Origin of the sequence: Pseudomonas grimontii, assembly GCF_007858185.1 — a bacterium.
Classification (GTDB): domain Bacteria; phylum Pseudomonadota; class Gammaproteobacteria; order Pseudomonadales; family Pseudomonadaceae; genus Aquipseudomonas; species Aquipseudomonas grimontii.
This window is the reverse complement of record NZ_VFES01000004.1, coordinates 245,333-267,913: the sequence shown is the minus strand read 5'-3', so window position 1 is coordinate 267,913 and position 22,581 is coordinate 245,333. Positions and strand designations below refer to the sequence as shown.

Here is a 22,581-nt window from a genome sequence, read left to right as displayed (position 1 = left end):
TCACTTGTCCAAGTTCAATGGTTCGTGCATCCGCTCCCCTATCATTCCCCGCAACCACTCAGCATGAAACGCCATTTCGTCCAGAGAGATACTCTCTCCCAATTGATATTCGAACAGCTTGTCCTTCGGCCCCTGACACACGACGCGCAAATGCCCATCGCGATCAAACCGGGCGAGCACGTAGGGGCAGACGTAGATGATGTCGCTAAATGGCACACGCACTTCGGTGGGTCTGCGACCACGACGGATGACGATGAGTGTAAGCAGTTGCTGGCGTTCATCGAACGTAAAGGCCTGCACATGAGGCGCAGAGGCCATCCACGCAAACATCGCACCGATGAGCACTGCAGTGCCAAGCATGCACAGGAGGAGCGAGGACGTTGTGAAGCTCGCCCCATCGCTGGACGGCGCACTTTGTAGCGCTCCGAGCCCGACAAAGAGCAACATCGCCAGCACATAGCCCGGCAAAAGCATAAACAGCCCAATGCAGAAACCTAAAATACCCCGACCACTGCTGCCAACGATCGGTACATCCGGGCCGTAATGCCAGACAGGTGGGTGCCCGGCAGGGTATTCAGTGCCTGGCACTGCTGGAGCCGTTACGACGAGGCGGGGTGGGCGTTGGCGATTCATCCAGCAGGCTCCGGGGATGGCTGGGTAGACGGTATCACTACGACAGTCGCGACGTGGTGATGAAGGCCAGGCTGGGCAAGAAGCCGCCGCCCCTGCCGAAGCGGTCGGCAGCCTTACTTGAGCAGGGCAATCACCGCGCAGACAATCATGATCGCCAGCGCCGGCCACTGCATGGGCATGAAAAAGAAGTGATGGCGCACGCCATCTTCATGCACCTGCCGATTCAGTACAAAGCCCAGCACGGTGTTGATACCCGAGCCAATCCCCGCCCCCATCAGCAGTTGCATCGATGAGGTATTGCCGGGTTTGACGCTGGGGTCGGGCCACAACCCCATCAGCAACAACACCATGGCCACCGGTGTGAACAGCGTCAGCCAGCCTGCGCCGCGATAGATCATCGTTTAGTACTCATCCTTGACGCTGCCGGCTCACGTTTTTGTTCTTCAGCCGCAAACACGGCATCGAGGGTATTGAGGAACAGATCGTGGCTCAGAATGCCGGTGGCGATGGTCGACAACACGGGTTTGCCGCTCTCGTCCTTGATCACCACCTTTTCGGTCCAGGCGTTGAGGTCGACCCTACGCAGCGACGACATCGGCACTATGCGCCCCTGGTATTCGAGAAAATCCTGGCTCACCACAATCGGCGTCGTGGTGATTTTGAGGAAGTTGCCGGTGACACGCTTGCCCCAGACCTGCCCGGAGCTGATGCAATTGAACCTGACCGCCCCGCCCGACTCCAGCGTCGCCACTACCCCCGGCAGACGTGCGCGTACGTGCAGCTCACGGACCAACTGCTGGAAGTCGTGAAAGCCCTTGAGGCTCTCGATCACCCGATGAAACGGCTCGGTGGCATTACGACGGTAGGCCACGTTGGTGATCATGCCGGTCAGCACGGTTTGCCCGGAGCCAAACAGATACAGGTCGTCAATCTCGGCAAAGGCGGTGTATTCCCGCTGATCGTCGATGATGCGCTCGATGCCGTGCTCATACACTGTGTAACGCGGCGCGCGCAGTTTCCTGTGCCAGGCGTAAGCGGCAAATACACCAAGCCCGAGAACGGCCAGCAAAGCGCTGGTGGCGTAAATCAAGGTATGTGGGTTACTGAAACTGAAGGCCATGCCACGGGACGGTTGGAGACTGACCGGCCCCTCATTGCCCGGTGGCAGGATCGTGCCCAGATACAACACAAACCCGGCGAGACCTAACAACACAAGGCCAAATATCAAACTGAAAATCAGAAAACCCTTGCCGTGACGGAAACTGGCGATCAGTTCGCCGGTGGCGGAAGGCGCTTGGGAGGGGGATGACTGCATAAAGCTTGCGTCCTTGTAATGGGGTAGCGCACGCCGCCGTTTACGCGGAGCCGATTGAGCCATGCCCCCACTGGGCAGGCTTGGCACGGATGGTTGGAGCATGGCTAATTAGCATCGTTCCTTGTGCATACGGGTTAATGCGGATGGGTTCACACAGTTCTCGACACCGGGTTGGTTTTTTGCGCGAAGAACAATGGTCATCGCCCGCCCCCAAAGCCCGAGGTCGCCAAACCCCAGAAACACAAAAGCCCCGCATTGCGGGGCTTTCGTTTGAATCTTGGCGGGAAACCAGGGATTCGAACCCTGGGAACGCTATTAACGTTCGCCGGTTTTCAAGACCGGTGCATTCAACCACTCTGCCAATTTCCCTTGTGCGTCACAGGATTAGAGTAGCCCATCCTGTCTCAGCGGGCGCCATAATACCCGAATGAAACACACTGTCAAACTCTCGCCATAGCTTGTTACAGAGCGTCTGTTATGATCTTTGCGACTGAACGTTTCAAAACCGAAGGAGTGTCGCCATGCGCGAACAGAATTACGCAGTGAATGGCAACGCGCAGGCTGAGCAGCTTGAAGTCAGCCGCGTGTTGCGCAACACCTATGGCTTGCTCGCCCTTACCCTCGCATTCAGCGGCGTGATGGCGTTCGTGGCCCAGCAGATGCGGGTCGGCTATCCGAATATCTTTGTCGTACTGATCGGCTTCTATGGCCTGTTCTTCCTGACCAACAAGCTGCGTGACTCGGCCTGGGGCCTGGTGTCTGCGTTTGCGTTGACCGGTTTCATGGGCTTTATCCTCGGCCCGATCCTCAACCGCTACCTCGGCATGGCCGGCGGTGCGGAAGTGGTCAGCTCGGCGTTTGCCATGACGGCCCTGGTGTTTGGTGGTCTGTCGGCCTACGTGCTAATCACCCGCAAGGACATGAGCTTCCTGGGTGGCTTCATCACCGCAGGCTTCTTCGTGTTGCTGGCGGCGGTGGTTGCAGGCATGTTCTTCCAGATCAGCGGCCTGCAACTGGCGATCAGCGCGGGTTTTGTGCTGTTCTCCTCCGTGTGCATCCTGTTCCAGACCAGCGCCATCATCCACGGCGGTGAACGCAACTACATCATGGCAACCGTCAGCCTGTATGTGTCGATCTACAACCTGTTTATCAGCCTGTTGCAGATCTTCGGCATCATGAGCCGCGACGACTGATTTACTCGCTGCATAAAAAATGCCCCGTATCGAAAGATGCGGGGCATTTTTGTTTTCACGGTATTAGTACTGGTTGGGTTCCATTTCCAGCTCGACCTTGAAACGCTCGGCGATGTCCCGTTGGATACGCTGGGCCAGGTTGGCTATATCGTGCCCTGTGGCGCCGCCATAGTTGACCAACACCAGCGCCTGCAGCGTATGCACGCCGGCATCGCCGTCACGAAAGCCCTTCCAGCCGGCCTTGTCGATCAGCCAGCCAGCGGCCAGTTTCATCTGCCCATCCGCCTGCCGGTAGGCCACCAGGTCCGGATACAGCGCCTGTAACTCTTCAGCCTGGCCCTTCGATACCAGCGGGTTCTTGAAGAAGCTGCCGGCATTGCCAAGCACTGCCGGGTCGGGCAATTTTTCGCTACGGATGCTGCAAATCGCGCGACTGACATCGCTCGGCGTGACCTCGGTGATCCCCTGCCCTGCCAGGCGCTGTTGCACTGGGCCGTAGTCGAGCTTGAGGTGGCTGGCGCGACTCAAGACGAAGCGTACCCGCAGGATCAGCCAGCGCCCGGTTTCGTGCTTGAACAGGCTGTCACGGTAGGCAAAGTTGCATTCTTCCAGGCTGAAGTCGCGCAGCTCGCCCGTCTGGCGGTCCAAGGCGGTCAAGCCGGCAAAGACATCCTTGATCTCCACACCGTAGGCACCGATGTTCTGCATGGGGGCAGCGCCCACGGTACCGGGGATCAGGCTGAGGTTTTCCAGGCCGCAGAAGCCCTGTTCAAGGGTCCACAGTACAAACGGGTGCCAGGCTTCGCCGGCTTCGGCTTCGATCACCACCTGCACGCCATCATCCTGCAGCACCCGAATGCCCTGGGTGGCCATGCGCAACACCAAGGCAGGAATGTCCTGGGTCAGCAGCAAGTTGCTGCCACCACCGATCACCAGCAAGGGCAACGCCTGGGTCGCCGCATAGGCCAGTGCCTCGCGTACATCGGCATCACTGTGGGCTTCGGCAAACAGTTGGGCACGCACATCAATGCCAAAGCTGTTGAATGGCTTAAGCGACACCTGCGCCAGTACTTGCAAGGTCATAACCGTCCCTTCAATTCGATCACCAATAAATCACACGCCCGCTCGATCAGGTCCAGGACCCGTTCGAAGCCTTGTTCGCCTTCGTAGTAGGGATCCGGCACCTCGTCCACTTCCGCGTCATAGCGGCGCAGGAACAGGTCCAATTCCGCCTTGCCCTGAGTGGGCTGCATGGCCTTGAGATTGCGCAGGTTGCTGTTGTCCATGGCCAGGATCAGGTCGTAGCGCGCAAAGTCGGCGCGGGAGACCTGCTGGGCACGCTGGGCCGACAGATCGTAGCCGCGCACCAGCGCCGCACGTTGGCTGCGCTGGTCCGGCGGATTGCCGATATGCCATTCGCCAGTACCGGCGGACGCCACCTCGACCAGCCCCGCCAACCCGGCTTCGCGCAATTTATGGCGCAGTACGCCCTCAGCGGTGGGCGAGCGGCAGATATTGCCCAGGCAGACAAACAGAACCTCCATCAGGCCCCCAACAGGCGACGGACGCGTTCAAGGTCTTCCGGGGTATCGACACCCGCAGGCGGTGCTTCCAGGGCGTCCCCCACGTGGATACGTACGCCGTGCCAAAGGGCTCGGAGTTGCTCCAGGGATTCGGTATTTTCCAACCAGCACGGGCCCCATCTGACGAAGTCATGCAGAAAACCCGCACGATAGGCGTAGATACCGATATGGCGGCGGTACGGCACGCCTTCCGGCAGCACGTCAGGGTTCTTGGCGAAGGCGTCGCGCGCCCAGGGCAAGGTCGAACGGCTGAAGGTCAGCGCCAGGCCATTGACATCACTGACCACCTTCACCACGTTGGGGTTGAACAGGGTGTCGATGTCTTCAATCGGTTCGGCCAGGGTAGCCATACGCGCTTCACCGTGGGCGGCCAGGTTGGCGGCCACCTGGTCGATCACGCCAGGCGGGATCAACGGCTCGTCGCCTTGCACGTTAACCACGATGGCGTCTGGCGCCAGGCCAAGCTGCGTGGCCACTTCGGCCAGGCGGTCGGTGCCGGAGTTGTGATCTTCACGGGTCAGTACCGCTTCGGCGCCGAACCCTTTGCAGGCTTCGATGATGCGCGGGTCATCAGTGGCCACCACGACGCGCTGAGCGCTGCTTTTGCAGGCCTGTTCCCACACCAGCTGGATCATCGGCTTGCTGCCGATCAGTTGCAGCGGCTTGCCCGGCAGGCGCGTCGAGGCGTAGCGGGAAGGAATGACAACGGTAAAGGCTGTGGTCATTTATCCAGGCGCTCGTCGGTGGTCAGGGTGCGGGCTTCGCTTTCCAGCATCACCGGGATGCCATCACGGATCGGGTAAGCCAGGCCGGCGCCCTTACTGATCAGCTCGGTTTTATCGGCGCTGAGCTTGAGCGGGCCTTTGCAGATCGGGCAAGCGAGGATGTCGAGCAGTTTGGTGTCCATGAGTGTTTCCTGGAAAGAAGCGTTTAAGGCAAAAGACGGGCGGGCAGCAGGCGCATCAGCTGCGTGTCGAACCAGGCGACGAACGCCGGCGACGGCACCGCATCTACCGCAAGGTACCACCAGTCGGGCTGGGCAAAGGCGCGGCACTTCACCGCGTCCTTCTCGGTCATGACCAGTGGCAATGACGGCGTAAAATTCAAGACCTCGGCGCTGTAGGGCGCGTGGTCGGCAAAAGCATGGGGAATCGGCTGCCAGTGTAGCGTTTCGAGGGTGTTGAAGAAACGTTGTGGGTTGCCGATACCGGCGACCGCATGTATCTGCTGCCCCTCAGGAAAGTACGCCACCGACGTGCGTTCGCCGCTGTGCAGGTTGACCAGTGCGGTGGGCTGCAGGCGAAACGCAAAGCCATCGTCGCGATCCGAGCCGGCACCGTTGTAGAGCAGCGCATCAACACTGTGCAAACGCTCAACCGGTTCGCGCAATGGCCCGGCCGGCAGGCAACGGCGGTTGCCGAGGCCACGGGCGGCGTCGATCAGCACCAATTCCAGGTCACGGGCCAGGCGGTAGTGTTGCAGGCCGTCGTCGGAAAGGATCAAATCGAGGGTTTCGCTGGCAAGCAAGGCCTTCACCGCACGGCTGCGGTCGGGATCGATCATCAGGGGCACGCCGCAGCGCTGCACGATCAACAAAGGCTCATCACCCGACACTGTGGCGCTGTGGCCGGCCTCGACGCGCCATGGCAACTGCGGCGGCTTGGCGCCATACCCGCGACTGACCACCCCTACCCGCAGGCCACTGCGCCGACAGTGTTCGATCAACCACAGGATCAACGGCGTCTTGCCGGTGCCGCCCACGGTGATATTACCGACCACCACCACTGGCACCGGCGATTGATAGATCTCGCCCTCTCCCGCCAGGAACCGCGCGCGCTTACGCTGCACCACCCGGCGATACAACGACTCCAGCGGACGCAACAACGCGAGCGCCGGATGGCCCTCGTACCAGGCCTTGAGCAAACGATCGGACATGGCCATCAGGGTTGGCTCGCCGCCTCGACAGTGCTCATGCGCAGATGGCTGAAACCGAGCTTGCCGGCGGCGTCCATCGCGGTGATCACGGCCTGGTGCTGGGTCTTGCCATCGGCACTGATGGACAACGGCATTTTGGTATCACCACCGGACTCTTTCTCCAGGGCAGCGATCAGGCTGGCGAGGTCGTTTTTCTCCAGCAACTGGTTATTCACCGAAAACGCCCCGTCGGCGCTGATGGCGATGTCCAGTTGCTTGACTTCCTGGTCTTCGGCCGGCGAACCACTCACGGCTTCCGGCAGGTCGACGCGCAGTTCGGTCTGCCGGGTGAAAGTGGTGGTGACGACAAAAAACAGCAGCAGGATAAACACCACGTCGATCAACGACGCGAGGTTGATATCAACATTTTCCCGTTGCTTGCGGCGAAATTTCACGCTTTGCCCCCAATCAGGTCCACATCACGGTCGCCCTGCACCACTTCCACCAGCTTGATGGCTTCCTGCTCCATACCGACCACCAGTTCATCGATGCGCCGCTGCAGGAAACGGTGGAAGAACACCGAGGGAATGCCGACCATCAGGCCCGCCGCCGTAGTAATCAGGGCCTTGGAGATGCCCCCGGCCAATACGGCCGCGTTGGTGGACATGCCCGAGCCCATGAACGAGCTGAAAATATCGATCATGCCCAGCACCGTCCCCAGCAAACCGAGCAACGGCGCCATGGCCGCGATGGTGCCGAGGGCGTTGATATAGCGCTCCAGCTCATGGATGACACGGGCGGCGGCCTCTTCGATGCACTCTTTCATGATCTCGCGACCATGCTTGGAGTTGGCCAGGCCAGCGGCGAGGATTTCACCCAGCGGCGAGTCGGCGCGCAGTTCCTTGAGTTTTTCCTTGTCCAGTTGCTTGTTCTTGATCCAGCCCCAGACCTGCCCCAGCAGATGCTCGGGGGTAACGCGACTGGCGCGCAGGGTCCACAAACGTTCGGCAACGATGCCGAGTGCGGCGATGGAACTCAAGATGATTGGCAACATCATCCAGCCGCCAGATTTGACCAATTCCCACACAGTGAATGTCCCCTCGAAAAAGTGCGCCACTTTACCATATAGGTTCGGCGGCGGGGTTCGGCGGCCGTGGACCCGTCTGTCCCAGTCGCCGGTCTTTAGTAAGGCTGGGTTACGGTAACGTTTCGCGCCAAAAACGGCGTTGACTACGCGCAACAGTCGGTGGCTCGAAAGCCCCTAGTTGCACACGCACCGCGCCCTGCTCGGCACTGTCATACAGCTGGCTGCCCAGTGCCCGGTAGCGCTCAACCACCTGTGGGTGAGGATGGCCGAACGCATTGCCACGCCCGCGGGAAATCAGCACCGACGTGGGTGCCAGCCGCTGTAGAAAAGGCCATGACGACGAACTGCGACTGCCATGGTGCGGGGATTGCAACCAATCGGTGCGCACGGCCAACGATGAGGCGAGAAATGCTCGCTCGGCTGCCCGATCAATATCCCCGGTGAGTAGCATTCGCTCACCATTGGCCTGGACCTGCAGAACACAGGACTTGGGGTTGCCTTTAATCGCATCAGGCCACTGCCACAGCTCGAATGACACACCGTCCCAGATCCACTGTTCACCGCTGACACAGGGCTGGGTTGCGAGAAACGCGGGCAAGCCCTCGGTTTCACCGCCCACGACACGTCTGATCGGCAACCCTCGGGCAACAGCCGACGCCCCGCCGGCATGATCGGCGTCGGCATGGCTCAGCAGCATCATATCCAGCGTCCCTACGCCGAGCTTTTTCAACGCGGGCACGACCACGCGGGCACCGAGGTCAACCGCCCCCGAACGCGGGCCGGCATCGTAGAGCAACGTGTGATGGCGAGTACGCAGGATCAATGCCTGACCCTGCCCGACATCCAACTGCACCACCTCCACCCGCCCATGGGGCACCGGCTCGCGGGGTGGAAATACCGCCAACAACAGCAGCGGCCAGCCCAGTGGCCGAAACGGCACGCCTCTGGGCAGCAATAACAGCACCGCGCCGAACAGGCTGATCAGCCAGTAACCCAGGGGCACCTCGGCCGGTATCCAGGCAGGCATTTGCCCAGCGAGCCATGCCAGGCCCCGGAACAACACGTCAAGCGCCCCACCCGCCAGCCACAACAAGCCCTCCCCCACATGCGGCAGCGGCAACAATGCGCTCCCCAGCAACGCCAGTGGCAACACCACGAGGCTGATCCACGGCACGGCAATCAGGTTGGCCAGAGGCGCACTCACGCTGACGGGCAAACCGAGCACCAGCAGCACAGGAAACAGACCAACGGCAATCAAGCACTGGGGACGTGTCCATGCCTGCCAGACACTCCACGGCCCCAACCGCCCACCAAATCCCAGGACCAGCACAGCGACAGCCGTAAAGGACAGCCAGAACCCGGGCTGCAGGCTGGCTAATGGCTCCAGGATCAGCACCCCATTAAGTGCCAGCAACAATGGCCACCAGAACCCCAGGTGACGAAAGCGCAAGCGCCACAACAGCACCAGCCCCACCATGACGCAGGCCCGTTGCACGGGCACGCCAAACCCTGCCAACAGGCCATACCCCAGCGCGGCGGCAAAGGCCAGGCCGCACGCCCAAGGCAGCCACGGCCAGGTGCGGGGCCAGCAACCGTAGCGTGCAAGCAGCGCGACCAACCCGTAGATCAGGCCTGCCAGCAAACCAATGTGCTGGCCTGAAATCACCAGCAGGTGCACCGTGCCGGTGTCCTGCAACACCTGCCAGTCTTCGGCCGCCAGTCCGGAGCCATCCCCCAACACCAAGGCCGCCAGGCCCGCCTCGCGGCCTTGGGCGTCCACCGCCATAAGGCGTTGGCGGACAGTGTCACGCCAGGCATGACGAGCCGGCGCAAGGCGCTCGCCATCCTTCACCGAGCCGGTGGCGCCAACGCGCTGGGCCAGCAGCCACGCCTCCTGATCAAAACCGTGAAAATTGAGCAGCCCGGAAGGCCGCTTGAGCGTAACGGCCAGACGCCAGCGCTCGCCACTGCGTACCGGCGGCCCGCCGTGCCAGGACACACGGATGCGCTTGGGCAGCCGCGCGTTGCGCGCCTGGCTGTCGGCCAACTCAAAACGCACGCCCGTCCCCGTCTGCTGCGGCAACCCGGTTACACGGCCCTCCAGCCATCGCGTCTGGCCATCCAGCGCCGGGCGCAGTCGATCATCCAGCGCCCACTGCGCACTGATGCACGCCCAGCTCAAGCCCAGTAGGAAAAATGCCAGGGGCGACGTGCGAAAGGGCAATAGCATCAATGCCAGCACCAGCATGGCTATCAGCCACCCTGTCGGCGGCAACGCCGGTAGAAAACGCAGGGCCAGCAACCCCAGCGCGAGCGCGAACATCCCTGTCTTCATGAACCCTCCTTTTCAAGTGATCCACTCAGTCTTAGACGGGTGCCCAGCGCGTCCTATGATGTTTTGTCACAAAGTCTGAATTTTCTGTTTATAGAATGCGGGCATACTTGCCCCTCGAACTGACCTGGACCCCTTATGCCCCGGCGCTTATTCAAACGGTACATGCCCGACCCAACCAGTATCAGGGAACACAAGTCATTACAGTTTCTTGGCACGTTGCTGCACGACCCAAACCTCTGGCACCTGAATCGGCACTCCGTGGCACGCGCCATGGCGGTGGGTTTGTTCGCGGCTTTTATCCCGATCCCGTTGCAGATGCTCCTGGCGGCAGTGCTGGCGATCACCGTGCGCGGCAACATGCCCATCGCCATCAGTCTGGTATGGCTGACCAACCCAATCACCATGCCGGTGGTGTTCATCTGCACCTATATGACCGGCGCCTGGCTGATGAATGTGCCGCCGCGCAGCCTGCCCGACGACCTGACCTGGGAGTGGATCAGCGGCCAGCTGAGCACGCTGTGGCAGCCCTTCCTGCTGGGCTCGGTGGTGTTGGGGCTCGTGTTGGGCGCATTGGCCTATTGCCTGACCATGGGTTACTGGCGCTGGTGGGTCGCGCACCAGTGGAAAAAGCGCAAACAGCGGCGCGGTTGAAGTTCAACACGCCCGCCAGGACAGATACACACTGGCCAACCCTTTTCAAAGCACGTTTTCTCCATGAGTGATTATTCAAGATAACCCCGCCACAGGCCGTCGCTACCTGGCATCAAATGGTCCGAAGACTGCCCCCTGTGATGAATTTGCAAGATTCCAGACCGCGCAAATGGCTACACTGCGCAGGTGGCGCGGGCCGGATGCCCGCGTGGAAGATTGATATCAGTGTGGTAGCAGGAGAGTGGCGTGCTTAGAAGAATGGGGATAAAAGGCCGCGTACTGTTGCTGACCTTATTACCAACCAGCCTGATGGCCTTGTTGTTGGGGGGGTACTTCACCTGGATGCAGCTCTCGGAGTTGCAGGCCCAACTGCTGCAACGCGGCGAAATGATCGCCGAGCAACTGGCGCCTCTGGTGGCTCCCGCCATGAGCAGCAGGAACACCGATCTGTTGGAGCGTATCGCCACCCAATCCCTGGAACAGACGGACGTGCGTACCGTGGCGTTCCTCGCGCCGGACCGCGCGCCCCTCGCCCACGCGGGTCCGACCATGCTCAACCAGCCGCCGGTCGGCAACAGTTCCCACTTGTTGCAGCGCACCGGCAACGACGCCACGCGCTACCTGCTGCCGGTGTTTGGTCGCCATCGCAACCTGGCGGGCGATTTGATCCCCGATGAAGCCGATCGCCTGCTCGGTTGGGTCGAGGTGGAGTTGTCCCACAACGGCATGTTGCTGCGCGGCTATCGCAGCCTGTTCGCCAGCCTGTTGTTGATTGCCATCGGGCTGATCTGCACCGCAGCCCTGGCCCTGCGCATCAGCCGTACGATCAACGCGCCGATTGGCCTGATCAAACAAGCGGTGGCCCAGCTCAAGGACGGCAACCTGGAAACCCGCTTGCCACCCTTGGGCAGCCAGGAGCTGGATCAGCTCGCCTCGGGCATCAACCGCATGGCCGAAACCCTGCAAAACGCCCAGGAAGAATTGCAGCACAGCATCGACCAGGCCACCGAAGACGTGCGCCAGAACCTGGAAACCATCGAAATCCAGAACATCGAACTGGACCTGGCGCGCAAGGAGGCCCTGGAGGCCAGTCGAATCAAGTCCGAGTTCCTGGCGAACATGAGCCATGAAATCCGCACCCCGCTCAACGGCATACTCGGCTTTACCCACCTGCTGCAAAAAAGCGAGTTGACCCCGCGCCAACTGGATTACCTGGGCACCATCGAAAAATCCGCCGACAATCTGCTCGGCATCATCAACGAGATCCTCGACTTCTCGAAGATCGAGGCCGGCAAGCTGGTACTCGACAGCATCCCCTTCAACCTGCGGGATTTGCTGCAAGACACCCTCACCATCCTCGCCCCCGCCGCCCATGCCAAGCAGCTGGAACTGGTGAGCCTGGTCTACCGCGACACGCCGCTGGCGCTGGTGGGCGACCCGCTGCGGCTCAAGCAGATCCTGACCAACCTGATCAGCAACGCGATCAAGTTCACCCGCGAAGGCACCATCGTCGCCCGGGCGATGGTCGAGGACGAACAGGAAGACAGCGTGCAACTGCGCATCAGCGTGCAGGACACCGGCATCGGCCTGTCCAGCCAGGATGTGCGCGCGTTGTTCCAGGCGTTCAGCCAAGCCGATAACTCACTGTCGCGCCAACCCGGCGGCACGGGGCTGGGCCTGGTGATTTCCAAGCGCTTGATCGAACAGATGGGCGGTGAAATCGGCGTCGACAGCACGCCGGGCGAAGGCTCTGAATTCTGGATCAGCCTGAACCTGCCCAAGACCCGCGACGACGTCGAAGACCTGCCCTGCGCGCCGCTGCTGGGCCATCGCGTGGCGGTGCTGGAAAACCACGAACTGGCGCGCCAGGCCCTGCAACACCAATTGGAAGATTGTGGCCTGGAAGTGACGCCGTTCAATACCCTGGAAAGCCTGACCAACGGTATCACCAGCGCTCACCAGACCGAGCAGGCTATCGACCTGGCGGTACTCGGCGTCACCGCCAACGATATTCCGCCCGAGCGCCTCAACCAGCACCTGTGGGACCTCGAACACCTGGGTTGCAAAGTGCTGGTGTTGTGCCCCACCACCGAACAGATGCTGTTCAACGAGTCGGTGCCCAACCCCAACAGCCAGTTGCAGGCCAAGCCGGCGTGTACCCGTAAGCTGCGCCGTGCCCTGTCCGACCTGATCAGCCCGCGGCCGTCACGCAGTGAACCGGGCGAGCCATTGTCCAGCCGTGCTCCGCGTGTGCTGTGTGTCGACGACAACCCGGCAAACCTGTTGTTGGTGCAGACCCTGCTGGAAGACATGGGCGCGCAGGTACGAGCAGTGGAAAGCGGTTACGCAGCGGTCGACGCGGTGAAACAGGACACCTTCGACCTGGTGCTGATGGACGTGCAAATGCCCGGCATGGACGGGCGCCAGAGCACCGAGGCGATCCGCCAGTGGGAAAGCGAGCGCCATGGCACGCCGTTGCCGGTGGTCGCCCTCACCGCCCATGCCATGGCCAACGAAAAGCGCGCCTTGCTGCAAAGCGGTATGGATGATTACCTGACCAAACCCATCAGCGAACGGCAACTGGCCCAAGTGGTGCTGAAATGGACCGGCCTGGCCCTGCGCAACCAGGTGCCGGAGCGCGCCGTCGAAGGCCTGGGCCCAGGCGTGCAATTGCCGGTGCTGGACCACGAGGAAGGCCTGCGCCTGGCCGCCGGCAAGACCGACCTGGCGGCCGACATGCTGGCCATGCTGCTGGCCTCCCTGGAAGCCGACCGTCAGGCCATTCACGTCGCCCGCGACGCCAAAGACAACCTGGCCCTGATCGAACGCGTCCACCGCCTGCACGGCGCCACCCGCTACTGTGGCGTGCCGCAACTGCGCGCCGCCTGCCAACGCGCCGAAACCCTGCTCAAGCAGGACGACGCCAGGGCCATGACCGCGCTGGACGAGCTGGACATGGCCATCGCACGGCTGGCCAGTGAAGCGCGGGTCAGCGTCTGAGCCTGATTTGATAGGAGGGAGGCGCATGTTTGTTACTCGTAAATTGCAGGGAGCTTTTTGATGCGCGTGATTATTTTCAGCAGCCAGGCCTACGACCGCGACAGTTTCCTCGGCGAACCCTTGCCGCGCGGCCTGGAACTGCAATTCCAACCCGCCCGGCTCAACCTCGACACCGTCGCCCTGGCCGAACACCACGAGGTGGTCTGCGCCTTTATCAACGATGACCTCAGTGCCCCGGTGCTGGAACACCTGGCCAAGGGCGGCACGCGGTTGATCGCGCTGCGTTCGGCCGGTTACAACCATGTGGACCTGCCTGCCGCCAAACGCCTGGGCCTGACCATCGTACGTGTCCCGGCCTATTCGCCCCACGCGGTCGCCGAACATGCGGTGGCCCTGATCCTTGCCCTCAACCGCCGCCTGCACCGCGCCTACAACCGCACCCGCGACGGCGATTTCAGCCTGCATGGCCTCACCGGTTTTGACCTGGTGGGCAAGACCGTCGGCGTGGTCGGCACCGGCCAGATCGGCGCCACGTTCGCCAGGATCATGACGGGCTTCGGTTGCCGGCTGCTCGCCTACGACCCGTTCCCCAACCCGCAGGTCCAGGCCCTCGGCGCTGACTATGTGAGCCTGCCAGAGCTCTTGGCCCAGGCGCAGATCATCAGCCTGCACTGCCCGCTGACCGCCGACAGCAAGCACTTGATCAACGCACGTTCCCTGGCGCAGATGCAGCCCGGCGCCATGCTGATCAACACCGGTCGCGGTGGCCTGGTGGACACGCCGGCGCTGATCGAAGCGCTCAAGGACGGCCAACTCGGCTACCTGGGGCTGGATGTGTATGAGGAAGAAGCCCAGCTGTTTTTCGAGGACCGCTCCGACCTGCCCCTGCAGGACGACGTACTTGCGCGCCTGCTGACCTTCCCCAACGTGATCATCACCGCGCACCAGGCGTTCCTCACCCGCGAGGCCCTCGCGGCGATTGCCGGCACCACTCTGACCAATATTGCGGCGTGGGCCGATGGCCGGGCGCAGAACCTCGTCGAAGGATGATCAGCGGTCACATACCAGGCTCATGATCAGCGGGCACCCGTGATAGGATGCCGCGCCTATTTGGAGGATCCATGGCCGAACACGATTTCCGCTTCAGCTTGCTGAGCCCGCAACACACCCTGATCGAATGCCGCGCCCTGGTGCCGGGCCGTTACCAGGTCACCGGCAACGGTGGTTCGATCAAGCATGACGACGTGCTGATCGTCACCCTGCGCGGCAGTAAAACCTTGTCCATGCGCCTTACCGTCGAAGGTGACGCACGCTATTCCATCCGCCCTGCAGGCCAGTGGGTCGCCATGGCCCGCGGGCCGAAGTTCGGCGAGCTGGAGATTCACACCTGGAAGGTCAACTGCGACAGCTGCGACACTGTGCTGGAGTTTGAATTCGCGGTGGAAACCAAGTTGACCAAGGAGCCGCTGCAACCGGCCGCCAACGCGCGCATTGCCGAGCTGGGCTGGGCCAGCGAAGGCGACAAGCACCGCTGCCCGAAATGCCAGAAGGCCGGGCAATGAAAGGCCTGCTTCTGCTCGCCGCCGTCGGTGCGGCCCTGAGTGGCTGCGCCGGTGATGCGGTCAAGCTCAAGCAGGATCACAGTTACGTGGTGGAATGGATTGGTGAGCGGCCGCTGATGGATTACGCACACCTGACCGTCACCCTCGGCGCCGATGGGCGTGCCTACGGCAATGGCGGTTGCAACCACTGGTTCGCGCCGTACACCGTCGAGGGTGAAAAGCTCAGCTTCGGCAAGCTCGGCAGCACCCGCAAGCTCTGCGCCGAGGCCTTGATGGAGCAGGAACAGCGCTTCTTCCAGGCCCTGCAAGGCGTACAGCGCTGGGACATCTCGCCGATCGAGCAGACCCGCTTCTGGCCGGCCGAGGGCAAGCCGATTCGCCTGTGGCTTGAAGAAGGCTGATTCCCCAATCTGTGGATTGATGGGACCCGAATGTGGGAGGGGACAACTCTAGCCGCGCAAGGCCTTGAGTTTGGCCAGCACCCCTTCCGCCGTCTGCTCACCCATCAACTGCTCGCGCACCTTACCCTTGTCATCGATGATGTAGGTCACCGGCAATGCTTCGCTGCGCGGAATGTCGAAGATCCCATCCGGGTTCTGTGCCAGCACGGTGAACTTGATCCCCAGCTTGTCGCTGGCTTCTTTCAGCTCTGCACCCTGCACATTGTCGAAGTTAACCCCGAACACCCCCACACCCTGCCCCTTCAACTGTTCCGCCAGGGCGTTGAGTTCAGGGATTTCCGTGCGGCACGGGCCACACCATTCCGCCCAGTAGTTAACCACCAGCCACTGTTTGTCCAGGCGCTCGGCCGCGACCTTCTGGCCGTACTGGTCAACGCCGTAGTCATTGCCGCAGCCGCTGAGCAGCAGGGTTGTGATGATCGCCAATGCACCGATCAGTCGCCTTGTCATGGGGTAATCCTTCGCAAAAATGAACGTTGGCTGCGACCTATCGCCTCTTACGGTTTAAGGACAGGACGCCGCGCGGGTAGAATACCCGCCACCTTACGCAAGATGCGACCCGCACATGACCGATCTGACGCTTTATCACAACCCGCGCTGCTCGAAATCCCGCGGTGCGCTTGAACTGCTGGAAGCCCGAGGCCTCGCCCCAACCGTGGTGCGTTACCTGGAAACCCCGCTGAATGCCGCGCAATTGAAGGCGCTGCTGACCAAGCTGGGTATCAGCGCACGCCAACTGCTGCGCACCGGCGAAGACGAATACAAGGCCCTCAACCTGGCCGATGCCAGCCTCAGCGAAGCGCAACTGCTTGCCGCCATCGCCGAACACCCCAAGCTGATGGAACGCCCGATCCTGGAAACCGCCGATAAAGCCATCATTGGCCGCCCGCCAGAGAACGTGCTGGAGATCCTGTCGTGACTACGCCGTATGTGCTGGTGTTGTATTACAGCCGCAATGGCTCGGTGAGCGAAATGGCTCGGCAGATTGCCCGGGGCATCGAGCAAGGCGGGATGGAAGCGCGGCTGCGCACCGTGCCGGCGATCTCCACCGAATGCGAAGCCGTGGCGCCGAGCATCCCGGACGAAGGCGCGCTGTACGCCAGCCTCGATGACTTGAAAAACTGCTCGGGCCTGGCCCTGGGCAGCCCGACGCGCTTCGGCAACATGGCCGCGCCGCTCAAGTACTTCCTCGATGGCACCAGCAACCTGTGGCTCACCGGCGCGCTCGTCGGCAAACCGGCCGGGGTGTTCACCTCCACCGCCAGCCTGCATGGCGGCCAGGAAACCACGCTGATGTCGATGCTGCTGCCGCTGTTGCACCACGGCATGCTGATCACAGGCCTGCCCTACAGCGAACAGGCGCTGCTCGACACCCAGGGCGGCGGCACGCCGTATGGCGCCAGCCACCATGCCGGACCGGATGGTAAACGCCTGCTCGACCCGCATGAAATCACCCTGTGCCGGGCCCTGGGCCTGCGCCTGGCCAAGACCGCCACGCTGCTGGAGAACGGCCGTGGCCAGGAAGCCTAAGGTTCTACCGCCGCAAGCGTGGCTGGAGCCACGGGTCAAGGCTGCACGCGCGTTAAGCTTGCTGGCGTTTTTCGCCCTGGTGGGTTTGCTGTGCGGGTACTACCTGTTCGTCGCCGACCTGCACGGCGCGCGTCCGTGGGTGATCCTGCTGATCGAACTGGTACCGCTGCTGGTGCTGGCACCGGGGATGATCGTCGGCAGTGCGCGCGGGCATTCGTGGATGTGCTTTGTGGTGAACCTGTACTTCATCAAGGGCGCGCTGGCGGCGTATGACCCGAACCGGCAGTGGTTCGGGGTGCTGGAGATGCTGGCGAGCCTGGCGGTGTTTTGTACGGCGCTGCTGTATGTGCGCTGGCGGCACCAACTGAACCGCCGGTTGGCCGAGTAACTGTGTGGCGAGCCTGCTCGCCACACAATAGACCCCGGTCAATGGTTGACGGTGTACGCCAGCATCATCGACAGCTGGCACATCGGCCGTCCACTTTCGGCATGCCACTGGTTGAACGCGGCCTGCACCGTCGCCAGGTCGCGCAGGCTGGTTGGCGCCTTGTCGACAATCTTCTGCGCATTCAATGCCGCGACCACGTCGTAGCTCGGCACAAAGGTATCCTTGCCCACCATCCGCAAGAAGCGCGGTGCCGACAGCCCGCCCAGCTGATGACCGTGCTTGCTCAGGTATTTCCATAACCCAACGATATCGGTCACCGGCCAGTCAGCGATAAATGCGCCGAAGCTGCCTTTTTCCTGCTCGATATCCAGGATCATCTGCGCATTGCGCGGCACGCTCTTGAGCTTGCCCAGGTGACGGATGATGCGCGTGTCCTGCATCAGGCGCTCAAGATGCTCAGCGCCCATCAGCACGACTTTTTCCGGGTCGAAGCCGAAGAACACTTGCTCGAACGCCGGCCACTTGGCATCCACCACGCTGTGTTTCAAGCCCGCGCGAAACACGCGCAGCGCCAAGGTCGACAGGTAGCGATCATCACTGATCTTGCGTAACTGCGCCGGAGTCTTGGGCACCGGCAGGTGGGCGTCCAGCTCGGCCGCTGAACCGAAGCGGTTCAGACAGTATTCGTGCAGCCACTTGTAATCACGCATGCCCTCTCCTGCTGTTGAATGCTGGCAATTGAATTGAAAACGGCGCCCGCAAGCGCCGTGTGTCAGAGCGTTGAATGAGCTCAGAGGTTCACAACATTGACGAAGCGCGACGCGGCAGTCTCATCAATTTTCAGGCTGGTGAAGTCGAACAGGTTGCGGTCGGCCAATTGCGACGGCTGCACGTTCTGCAGGCTGCGGAAGATACTTTCGGTACGCCCGGGGGTCTTGCGCTCCCAATCCACCAGCATTTCCTTGACCACCTGGCGCTGCAGGTTTTCCTGGGAGCCGCACAGGTTGCACGGGATGATCGGGAATTGCTTGAGGTCGGAGTAGGCCTGGATGTCCTTCTCGTTGCAATACGCCAGCGGGCGGATCACCACGTTGCGCCCGTCATCGGCACGCAGCTTGGGCGGCATGGCCTTGAGCGAGCCGTTGAAGAACATATTGAGGAAGAAGGTCTCGACAATATCGTCGCGGTGGTGACCCAGGGCCATCTTGGTTGCACCGATCTCATCGGCAAAGGTGTAGAGCGTGCCACGGCGCAGGCGCGAGCATAACGAGCAGGTGGTCTTGCCTTCAGGAACCAGTTCCTTGACCACCGAGTAGGTGTCTTTTTCGACGATGTGGTACTCAACGCCCAGCGCCTTCAAGTACGCAGGCAGCACGTGCTCGGGGAAGCCCGGTTGTTTCTGGTCCATGTTGACGGCAACGATCTCGAACTTGATCGGCGCGACCTTTTGCAGGTGCAACAGCACGTCGAGCATGGTGTAGCTGTCTTTGCCGCCGGAGAGGCAGACCATGACCTTGTCGCCGTCCTCGATCATGTTGAAATCGGCGACCGCCTCACCGGCCAGGCGGCGCAGGCGTTTTTGCAGTTTGTTCTGGTTGACCGTAAGAGTGCCCATGGCGCTTGGATCCGCAGGAGGTGTGTGACGAAAAGCCGGGTATTTTACGCAAAAAAAACAGCTAAAGGGCTAACAGTAAAAGACCCCGCCGCGATTAGGACCCCTGTTTACAGCGCAATTTGCTCTAAAGGCCCTACAGTTATTCCGGTCATCCCTTCCTATACTGCGACTTGAGGTCGCACACATATATCCAGACCTTTGTGGCCATTTGGCCCGTGGGCGCTCCGATGGGGGGCGATGGTAATAACGACAGGAGTGACTGGCATGATCCATCACGTCGTGGGGCTGTTTACCCATCCCGACCAGGAATGGCGGGAAATTCGTGGCGATAAAGAAGAAAGCATCGGCCACATGTACCTCACTCACACCCTGATTCTCGCGGCGATCCCCGCCGTATCAGCGTTTATCGGTACCACCCAGGTCGGCTGGGTCATCGGCAACCGCGCGCCGGTCATGTTGACCCAGGAAAGTGCGCTGTGGATGACCCTCATGTCGTACGCGGCCATGCTCGGCGGCGTGGCGGTAATGGGCGCGTTCATTCACTGGATGGCCCGTACCTACGACGCCAGCCCCAGCATGGCGCGTTGCGTGGCCTTTGCCACCTACACCGCGACACCGCTGTTCATCGGCGGGCTGGCGGCGCTCTATCCGCATATGTGGCTGGGCATGGTGGTGGGCACGGCAGCGATTTGCTACACGGTCTACCTGTTGTACGTGGGGCTGCCGACCTTCATGAGCATCGATCCCGACGAAGGCTTCCTGTTTTCCAGCTCGGTACTGGCCGTGGGCCTGGTGGTGCTGGTAGCGATCATGGCGTTTACCGTGATTGTCTGGGGCCTGGGCGTAGGCCCGATCTACACTAACTGACGCGTCCAACCGTGAAGGCAAGGCCACCGCAAGGTGGCTTTGTGCGTGATGAATGACCATTCGGCGCCTGACAGATTCGGAAACACCCAGCTTTGCGGCATACTGCATGTCTCTGGAGATATGTACAGCATGCCCGAGCAACTCAATACCCGCGTCGAAGATTGTTTCCTGCAAGCCGAATCCTTTTTCAAACGAAGCTTCAAACGCCCCCAGGTCAGCCTCAAGCTGCGGGGCCAGAAGGCCGGTGTCGCGCATTTGCACGAGAACCTGCTGCGCTTCAACCCACAGTTGTACCGAGAAAACAGCCAACACTTCCTGAAACAGACCGTGGCCCATGAGGTGGCGCACCTGATTGCCCACCAATTGTTCGGCGAACGCATCCAGCCCCATGGCGAGGAATGGCAACTGATCATGCGTGGGGTCTATGAACTACCGCCGGACCGCTGCCACACCTATGCCGTGAAGCGTCGCCAGGTGACCCGCTATATCTACCGTTGCCCGTGTGCGGACAGTGACTTTCCGTTTTCGTCGCAACGCCATGGCATGGTGGCTCAGGGGCGGCGGTACCTGTGTCGGCGCTGTCGGCAGACATTGGTGTTTACCGGCGAAACCAGGGTGGAATAAAGGCCTCATCGGGAGCAAGCCCCCTCCCACATTCAGGCCTGTGAATACGATCAAAATGTGGGAGGGGGCTTGCTCCCGATAGCGTCCGCCCAGCCACTACATAATCACCTTGGAGCTGCGCAGCTCGCTGATGCGCTGTGGGCTCAAGCCCAGCTCCGCCAATACGTCATCACTGTGCGCGCCCACGGCGGCGCCAATGTGCCGGGGCGCTGGCAAACCCTCGGAGAATTTCAACGGGCAGGCTATCTGCGCCTGGCTCGAGCCATCGCCCCTGGGCACCTGGCTGACCAGCGCCCGCGCCGTTAACTGCGGATGGGCCACGGCCTCACTCAGCGTCAGCACAGGTTCCACGCAGGCATCCACCCCGGCAAACAACTCGCACAATTGCTCGAAACTGCGCTTCTCGAATTCCACCTGCAAGGCCTGCTTAAGCGCCGGCTGCTGCTCTGGCTTCAAACCCTGCGCGGCAAGTTCCGGGCGCCCCAACGCTTCACACAATTGCTGCATGAAGGCCGGTTCCAGGCTGCCCACTGACATCCAGCGTCCGTCCCGAGAGCGGTAGTAGTCGTAGAAACTGCCACCATTGAGTACATGGCTCTCCCATTCCGGCTCGACCCCGCAGGCCAGGTAACCCGCTCCGGCCATGGCGTTCAGGCTGAAGGAGCAATCGGTCATGCTGACATCCAGGTATTGGCCGACACCGCTCTGCTGCCGGGAAATGACGGCAGCGAGAAGCCCCACCACCGCATGCAGCGAACCGCCGCCCACGTCCGCCAATTGCACGCCCAGTGGCAATGGCCCGCTGTCCTGGCGGCCGGTGTAACTGGCGACCCCGGCCAGCGCCAGGTAGTTGATGTCGTGCCCGGCGCGGTCCTTGTAAGGGCCGGTCTGGCCGTAACCAGTGATCGATACGTAAATCAGCCGCGGGTTGATCGCCTTCAGCGCCTCGTAACCCAGGCCCAGGCGCTCCATCACTCCGGGACGAAATTGTTCGAGGACAATGTCGTAGTCCTTGACCAGTGCGCGCACGATCTCCAACGCTTCGGCCTGCTTCAAATCCAGCGCCAGGCTGCGCTTGTTGCGATTGAGGTAGGCATGACTGGCCGAAGTTCCCTGGTCATGGGGCGGCAGCACCCGCAGCAGGTCCACGCGCGTGGGCGATTCGATACGCAGTACCTCGGCGCCCATGTCCGCCAGCATCAAGGAGGCAAAAGGGCCGGGCAGCAAGGTGGAAAAATCCAACACTTTAAGGGACGCCAAGGGACCTGACATGGGGACTCCATTTGGGTTTCGAATTCACACAGACTAGGCAGCCTGGCGCATACCGGCAATCGTCAGAACGATCATCGAGGGTGACCGTTTTGATCACGGCGGGCTTTTTCGCGGCGGCGGCTTTATCATTGGCCCACGTTTGCTTGCAGAGTGTTCCATGAAGTTTGCGATTGCAGTGTTTTCCGCCGCCCACGCGCCCTCCTCGCGCCGCGCCTTGCTGTTCGCCCAGGCGGTGCTTGCCGGCGGGCATGAGATTGTGCGGCTGTTCTTCTATCAGGATGGCGTCTACAGCGCCGCCAACACCATCGTTGCGCCCCAGGATGAGCAGGACATCGCCCGCCAATGGCGCGAGTTGGTCAGCACGCATCAGCTCGACGGCGTGGTGTGCATCGCCGCCGCCTTGCGTCGTGGCGTGCTTAACGCCGAGGAAGCCACCCGCTATCAACGCAGCGCGGCCAACCTGGGTGCGCCCTGGGCGCTGTCAGGCCTGGGACAATTGCACGACGCCGCCCAGGCCGCCGACCGCCTGATCTGTTTTGGAGGGCCGTGAC

General features: G+C 61.6%; 27 protein-coding genes and 1 tRNA gene. 12 read left to right on the top strand and 16 right to left on the bottom strand.

Annotation, left to right across the window (positions count from 1 at the left end):
• The 4 genes from FIV39_RS09670 to FIV39_RS09655 all read right to left on the bottom strand — a co-directional run bounded on the left by FIV39_RS09670 (window position 1) and on the right by FIV39_RS09655 (window position 2,317).
• Complete coding sequence (locus FIV39_RS09670) at window positions 1-633, bottom strand: hypothetical protein (protein ID WP_244176289.1); 633 nt, start codon at window positions 631-633, stop codon at window positions 1-3.
• A gap of 113 nt (window positions 634-746) precedes the next feature.
• Complete coding sequence (locus FIV39_RS09665) at window positions 747-1,031, bottom strand: hypothetical protein (protein ID WP_090402893.1); 285 nt, start codon at window positions 1,029-1,031, stop codon at window positions 747-749.
• A complete protein-coding gene (locus FIV39_RS09660; RefSeq protein WP_090402890.1) occupies window positions 1,028-1,948 on the bottom strand; it encodes a hypothetical protein in 921 nt (306 codons plus the stop codon). The genes FIV39_RS09665 and FIV39_RS09660 overlap by 4 nt, the downstream gene beginning before the upstream one ends.
• A gap of 278 nt (window positions 1,949-2,226) precedes the next feature.
• Window positions 2,227-2,317 (bottom strand) — tRNA-Ser (locus tag FIV39_RS09655).
• 152 nt (window positions 2,318-2,469) lie between these two features.
• Between FIV39_RS09655 and FIV39_RS09650 the strand changes: the two genes are divergently transcribed.
• A complete protein-coding gene (locus FIV39_RS09650; RefSeq protein ID WP_003174664.1) occupies window positions 2,470-3,141 on the top strand; it encodes a Bax inhibitor-1/YccA family protein in 672 nt (223 codons plus the stop codon).
• A gap of 63 nt (window positions 3,142-3,204) precedes the next feature.
• On the opposite strand, the gene murB is transcribed toward FIV39_RS09650, so the two are convergent.
• The 8 genes from murB to FIV39_RS09610 form a co-directional block, all read right to left on the bottom strand.
• Complete coding sequence (murB, locus tag FIV39_RS09645) at window positions 3,205-4,224, bottom strand: UDP-N-acetylmuramate dehydrogenase (protein ID WP_090402888.1); 1,020 nt, start codon at window positions 4,222-4,224, stop codon at window positions 3,205-3,207.
• Entirely contained in the window at window positions 4,221-4,685 is a 465-nt protein-coding gene (locus FIV39_RS09640) for a low molecular weight protein-tyrosine-phosphatase (protein WP_090402886.1), read from the bottom strand. The genes murB and FIV39_RS09640 overlap by 4 nt, the downstream gene beginning before the upstream one ends.
• Window positions 4,685-5,449: a 3-deoxy-manno-octulosonate cytidylyltransferase gene (kdsB, locus tag FIV39_RS09635; protein WP_090402883.1), complete on the bottom strand. Its 765-nt coding sequence runs from the start codon at window positions 5,447-5,449 to the stop codon at window positions 4,685-4,687. Before kdsB ends, FIV39_RS09640 begins: the two co-directional genes overlap by 1 nt.
• On the bottom strand, window positions 5,446-5,631 hold the full coding sequence (locus FIV39_RS09630) for a Trm112 family protein (RefSeq protein ID WP_003174668.1): 186 nt from the start codon (window positions 5,629-5,631) through the stop codon (window positions 5,446-5,448). The genes kdsB and FIV39_RS09630 overlap by 4 nt, the downstream gene beginning before the upstream one ends.
• Window positions 5,632-5,654: 23 nt before the next feature.
• Window positions 5,655-6,665, bottom strand: coding sequence for a tetraacyldisaccharide 4'-kinase (lpxK, locus tag FIV39_RS09625; RefSeq protein ID WP_090402881.1), 1,011 nt, complete (start codon window positions 6,663-6,665; stop codon window positions 5,655-5,657).
• On the bottom strand, window positions 6,665-7,093 hold the full coding sequence (locus tag FIV39_RS09620; protein ID WP_090402879.1) for an ExbD/TolR family protein: 429 nt from the start codon (window positions 7,091-7,093) through the stop codon (window positions 6,665-6,667). Before FIV39_RS09620 ends, lpxK begins: the two co-directional genes overlap by 1 nt.
• Window positions 7,090-7,725 (bottom strand): MotA/TolQ/ExbB proton channel family protein, encoded by a 636-nt coding sequence (locus FIV39_RS09615; protein ID WP_090402877.1) that lies wholly within the window; start codon window positions 7,723-7,725, stop codon window positions 7,090-7,092. The genes FIV39_RS09620 and FIV39_RS09615 overlap by 4 nt, the downstream gene beginning before the upstream one ends.
• 109 nt (window positions 7,726-7,834) lie before the next feature.
• A complete protein-coding gene (locus FIV39_RS09610) occupies window positions 7,835-10,060 on the bottom strand; it encodes a DNA internalization-related competence protein ComEC/Rec2 (RefSeq protein ID WP_244176287.1) in 2,226 nt (741 codons plus the stop codon).
• 135 nt (window positions 10,061-10,195) lie between these two features.
• Here FIV39_RS09610 and FIV39_RS09605 point away from each other — a divergent pair, with 135 nt between their 5' ends.
• From FIV39_RS09605 to FIV39_RS09585, 5 genes are all read left to right on the top strand, one after another.
• On the top strand, window positions 10,196-10,711 hold the full coding sequence (locus FIV39_RS09605) for a DUF2062 domain-containing protein (RefSeq protein ID WP_027607322.1): 516 nt from the start codon (window positions 10,196-10,198) through the stop codon (window positions 10,709-10,711).
• Window positions 10,712-10,957: 246 nt separating this feature from the next.
• Window positions 10,958-13,711: a response regulator gene (locus FIV39_RS09600; RefSeq protein ID WP_090402875.1), complete on the top strand. Its 2,754-nt coding sequence runs from the start codon at window positions 10,958-10,960 to the stop codon at window positions 13,709-13,711.
• Between the two features lie 60 nt (window positions 13,712-13,771).
• Window positions 13,772-14,761: a 2-hydroxyacid dehydrogenase gene (locus FIV39_RS09595; protein WP_090402873.1), complete on the top strand. Its 990-nt coding sequence runs from the start codon at window positions 13,772-13,774 to the stop codon at window positions 14,759-14,761.
• A gap of 71 nt (window positions 14,762-14,832) precedes the next feature.
• A complete protein-coding gene (locus FIV39_RS09590) occupies window positions 14,833-15,273 on the top strand; it encodes a hypothetical protein (protein WP_027607327.1) in 441 nt (146 codons plus the stop codon).
• On the top strand, window positions 15,270-15,674 hold the full coding sequence (locus FIV39_RS09585; RefSeq protein WP_090402871.1) for an META domain-containing protein: 405 nt from the start codon (window positions 15,270-15,272) through the stop codon (window positions 15,672-15,674). The genes FIV39_RS09590 and FIV39_RS09585 overlap by 4 nt, the downstream gene beginning before the upstream one ends.
• Window positions 15,675-15,722: 48 nt before the next feature.
• Here the strand turns inward: FIV39_RS09585 and FIV39_RS09580 are convergent, their stop codons facing one another.
• Entirely contained in the window at window positions 15,723-16,184 is a 462-nt protein-coding gene (locus FIV39_RS09580) for a TlpA disulfide reductase family protein (protein ID WP_090402869.1), read from the bottom strand.
• Between the two features lie 115 nt (window positions 16,185-16,299).
• Between FIV39_RS09580 and arsC the strand changes: the two genes are divergently transcribed.
• Genes arsC through FIV39_RS09565 form a run of 3 tightly spaced genes read left to right on the top strand, consistent with a single transcriptional unit; the run spans window position 16,300 to window position 17,652 of the window.
• Window positions 16,300-16,653 carry an arsenate reductase (glutaredoxin) gene (arsC, locus tag FIV39_RS09575; RefSeq protein WP_090402866.1) on the top strand — a complete coding sequence of 118 codons (354 nt, stop codon included), beginning with the start codon at window positions 16,300-16,302 and terminating at the stop codon, window positions 16,651-16,653.
• Window positions 16,650-17,264 carry an NAD(P)H:quinone oxidoreductase gene (gene wrbA, locus FIV39_RS09570; RefSeq protein ID WP_090402864.1) on the top strand — a complete coding sequence of 205 codons (615 nt, stop codon included), beginning with the start codon at window positions 16,650-16,652 and terminating at the stop codon, window positions 17,262-17,264. The genes arsC and wrbA overlap by 4 nt, the downstream gene beginning before the upstream one ends.
• A complete protein-coding gene (locus FIV39_RS09565; RefSeq protein ID WP_090402862.1) occupies window positions 17,248-17,652 on the top strand; it encodes a DUF2069 domain-containing protein in 405 nt (134 codons plus the stop codon). The genes wrbA and FIV39_RS09565 overlap by 17 nt, the downstream gene beginning before the upstream one ends.
• Before the next feature lie 38 nt (window positions 17,653-17,690).
• Here the strand turns inward: FIV39_RS09565 and FIV39_RS09560 are convergent, their stop codons facing one another.
• A complete protein-coding gene (locus FIV39_RS09560; RefSeq protein WP_053128532.1) occupies window positions 17,691-18,362 on the bottom strand; it encodes a DNA-3-methyladenine glycosylase I in 672 nt (223 codons plus the stop codon).
• A gap of 80 nt (window positions 18,363-18,442) precedes the next feature.
• A complete protein-coding gene (gene ttcA, locus FIV39_RS09555; RefSeq protein WP_090402860.1) occupies window positions 18,443-19,267 on the bottom strand; it encodes a tRNA 2-thiocytidine(32) synthetase TtcA in 825 nt (274 codons plus the stop codon).
• 264 nt (window positions 19,268-19,531) lie between these two features.
• On the opposite strand from ttcA, the gene FIV39_RS09550 reads away from it, so the two are divergent.
• Window positions 19,532-20,134 (top strand): Yip1 family protein, encoded by a 603-nt coding sequence (locus tag FIV39_RS09550; RefSeq protein ID WP_090402858.1) that lies wholly within the window; start codon window positions 19,532-19,534, stop codon window positions 20,132-20,134.
• 129 nt (window positions 20,135-20,263) lie between these two features.
• Entirely contained in the window at window positions 20,264-20,758 is a 495-nt protein-coding gene (locus FIV39_RS09545) for a SprT family zinc-dependent metalloprotease (protein WP_027606355.1), read from the top strand.
• A gap of 96 nt (window positions 20,759-20,854) precedes the next feature.
• Here the strand turns inward: FIV39_RS09545 and FIV39_RS09540 are convergent, their stop codons facing one another.
• Entirely contained in the window at window positions 20,855-22,030 is a 1,176-nt protein-coding gene (locus FIV39_RS09540; RefSeq protein WP_090402856.1) for a CaiB/BaiF CoA transferase family protein, read from the bottom strand.
• A 157-nt stretch (window positions 22,031-22,187) separates the two neighbouring features.
• Between FIV39_RS09540 and tusD the strand changes: the two genes are divergently transcribed.
• The gene (gene tusD / locus FIV39_RS09535) at window positions 22,188-22,580 is read left to right on the top strand and encodes a sulfurtransferase complex subunit TusD (protein WP_090402854.1); all 393 of its coding nucleotides are present in this window, start codon (window positions 22,188-22,190) and stop codon (window positions 22,578-22,580) included.
• Window position 22,581 lies beyond the last annotated feature (1 nt).

What these genes read in the sequence shown, in the direction of transcription:
- FIV39_RS09670 (WP_244176289.1), bottom strand. Translation starts at nt 633, where the DNA reads ATGAATCGCCAACGCCCACCCCGCCTCGTCGTAACGGCTCCAGCAGTG.
- FIV39_RS09665 (WP_090402893.1), bottom strand. Translation starts at nt 1,031, where the DNA reads ATGATCTATCGCGGCGCAGGCTGGCTGACGCTGTTCACACCGGTGGCC.
- FIV39_RS09660 (WP_090402890.1), bottom strand. Translation starts at nt 1,948, where the DNA reads ATGCAGTCATCCCCCTCCCAAGCGCCTTCCGCCACCGGCGAACTGATC.
- FIV39_RS09650 (WP_003174664.1), top strand. Translation starts at nt 2,470, where the DNA reads ATGCGCGAACAGAATTACGCAGTGAATGGCAACGCGCAGGCTGAGCAG.
- murB (WP_090402888.1), bottom strand. Translation starts at nt 4,224, where the DNA reads ATGACCTTGCAAGTACTGGCGCAGGTGTCGCTTAAGCCATTCAACAGC.
- FIV39_RS09640 (WP_090402886.1), bottom strand. Translation starts at nt 4,685, where the DNA reads ATGGAGGTTCTGTTTGTCTGCCTGGGCAATATCTGCCGCTCGCCCACC.
- kdsB (WP_090402883.1), bottom strand. Translation starts at nt 5,449, where the DNA reads ATGACCACAGCCTTTACCGTTGTCATTCCTTCCCGCTACGCCTCGACG.
- FIV39_RS09630 (WP_003174668.1), bottom strand. Translation starts at nt 5,631, where the DNA reads ATGGACACCAAACTGCTCGACATCCTCGCTTGCCCGATCTGCAAAGGC.
- lpxK (WP_090402881.1), bottom strand. Translation starts at nt 6,665, where the DNA reads ATGGCCATGTCCGATCGTTTGCTCAAGGCCTGGTACGAGGGCCATCCG.
- FIV39_RS09610 (WP_244176287.1), bottom strand. Translation starts at nt 10,060, where the DNA reads ATGAAGACAGGGATGTTCGCGCTCGCGCTGGGGTTGCTGGCCCTGCGT.
- FIV39_RS09605 (WP_027607322.1), top strand. Translation starts at nt 10,196, where the DNA reads ATGCCCCGGCGCTTATTCAAACGGTACATGCCCGACCCAACCAGTATC.
- FIV39_RS09595 (WP_090402873.1), top strand. Translation starts at nt 13,772, where the DNA reads ATGCGCGTGATTATTTTCAGCAGCCAGGCCTACGACCGCGACAGTTTC.
- FIV39_RS09590 (WP_027607327.1), top strand. Translation starts at nt 14,833, where the DNA reads ATGGCCGAACACGATTTCCGCTTCAGCTTGCTGAGCCCGCAACACACC.
- FIV39_RS09585 (WP_090402871.1), top strand. Translation starts at nt 15,270, where the DNA reads ATGAAAGGCCTGCTTCTGCTCGCCGCCGTCGGTGCGGCCCTGAGTGGC.
- FIV39_RS09580 (WP_090402869.1), bottom strand. Translation starts at nt 16,184, where the DNA reads ATGACAAGGCGACTGATCGGTGCATTGGCGATCATCACAACCCTGCTG.
- arsC (WP_090402866.1), top strand. Translation starts at nt 16,300, where the DNA reads ATGACCGATCTGACGCTTTATCACAACCCGCGCTGCTCGAAATCCCGC.
- FIV39_RS09560 (WP_053128532.1), bottom strand. Translation starts at nt 18,362, where the DNA reads ATGCGTGATTACAAGTGGCTGCACGAATACTGTCTGAACCGCTTCGGT.
- ttcA (WP_090402860.1), bottom strand. Translation starts at nt 19,267, where the DNA reads ATGGGCACTCTTACGGTCAACCAGAACAAACTGCAAAAACGCCTGCGC.
- FIV39_RS09550 (WP_090402858.1), top strand. Translation starts at nt 19,532, where the DNA reads ATGATCCATCACGTCGTGGGGCTGTTTACCCATCCCGACCAGGAATGG.
- FIV39_RS09545 (WP_027606355.1), top strand. Translation starts at nt 20,264, where the DNA reads ATGCCCGAGCAACTCAATACCCGCGTCGAAGATTGTTTCCTGCAAGCC.
- FIV39_RS09540 (WP_090402856.1), bottom strand. Translation starts at nt 22,030, where the DNA reads ATGTCAGGTCCCTTGGCGTCCCTTAAAGTGTTGGATTTTTCCACCTTG.
- tusD (WP_090402854.1), top strand. Translation starts at nt 22,188, where the DNA reads ATGAAGTTTGCGATTGCAGTGTTTTCCGCCGCCCACGCGCCCTCCTCG.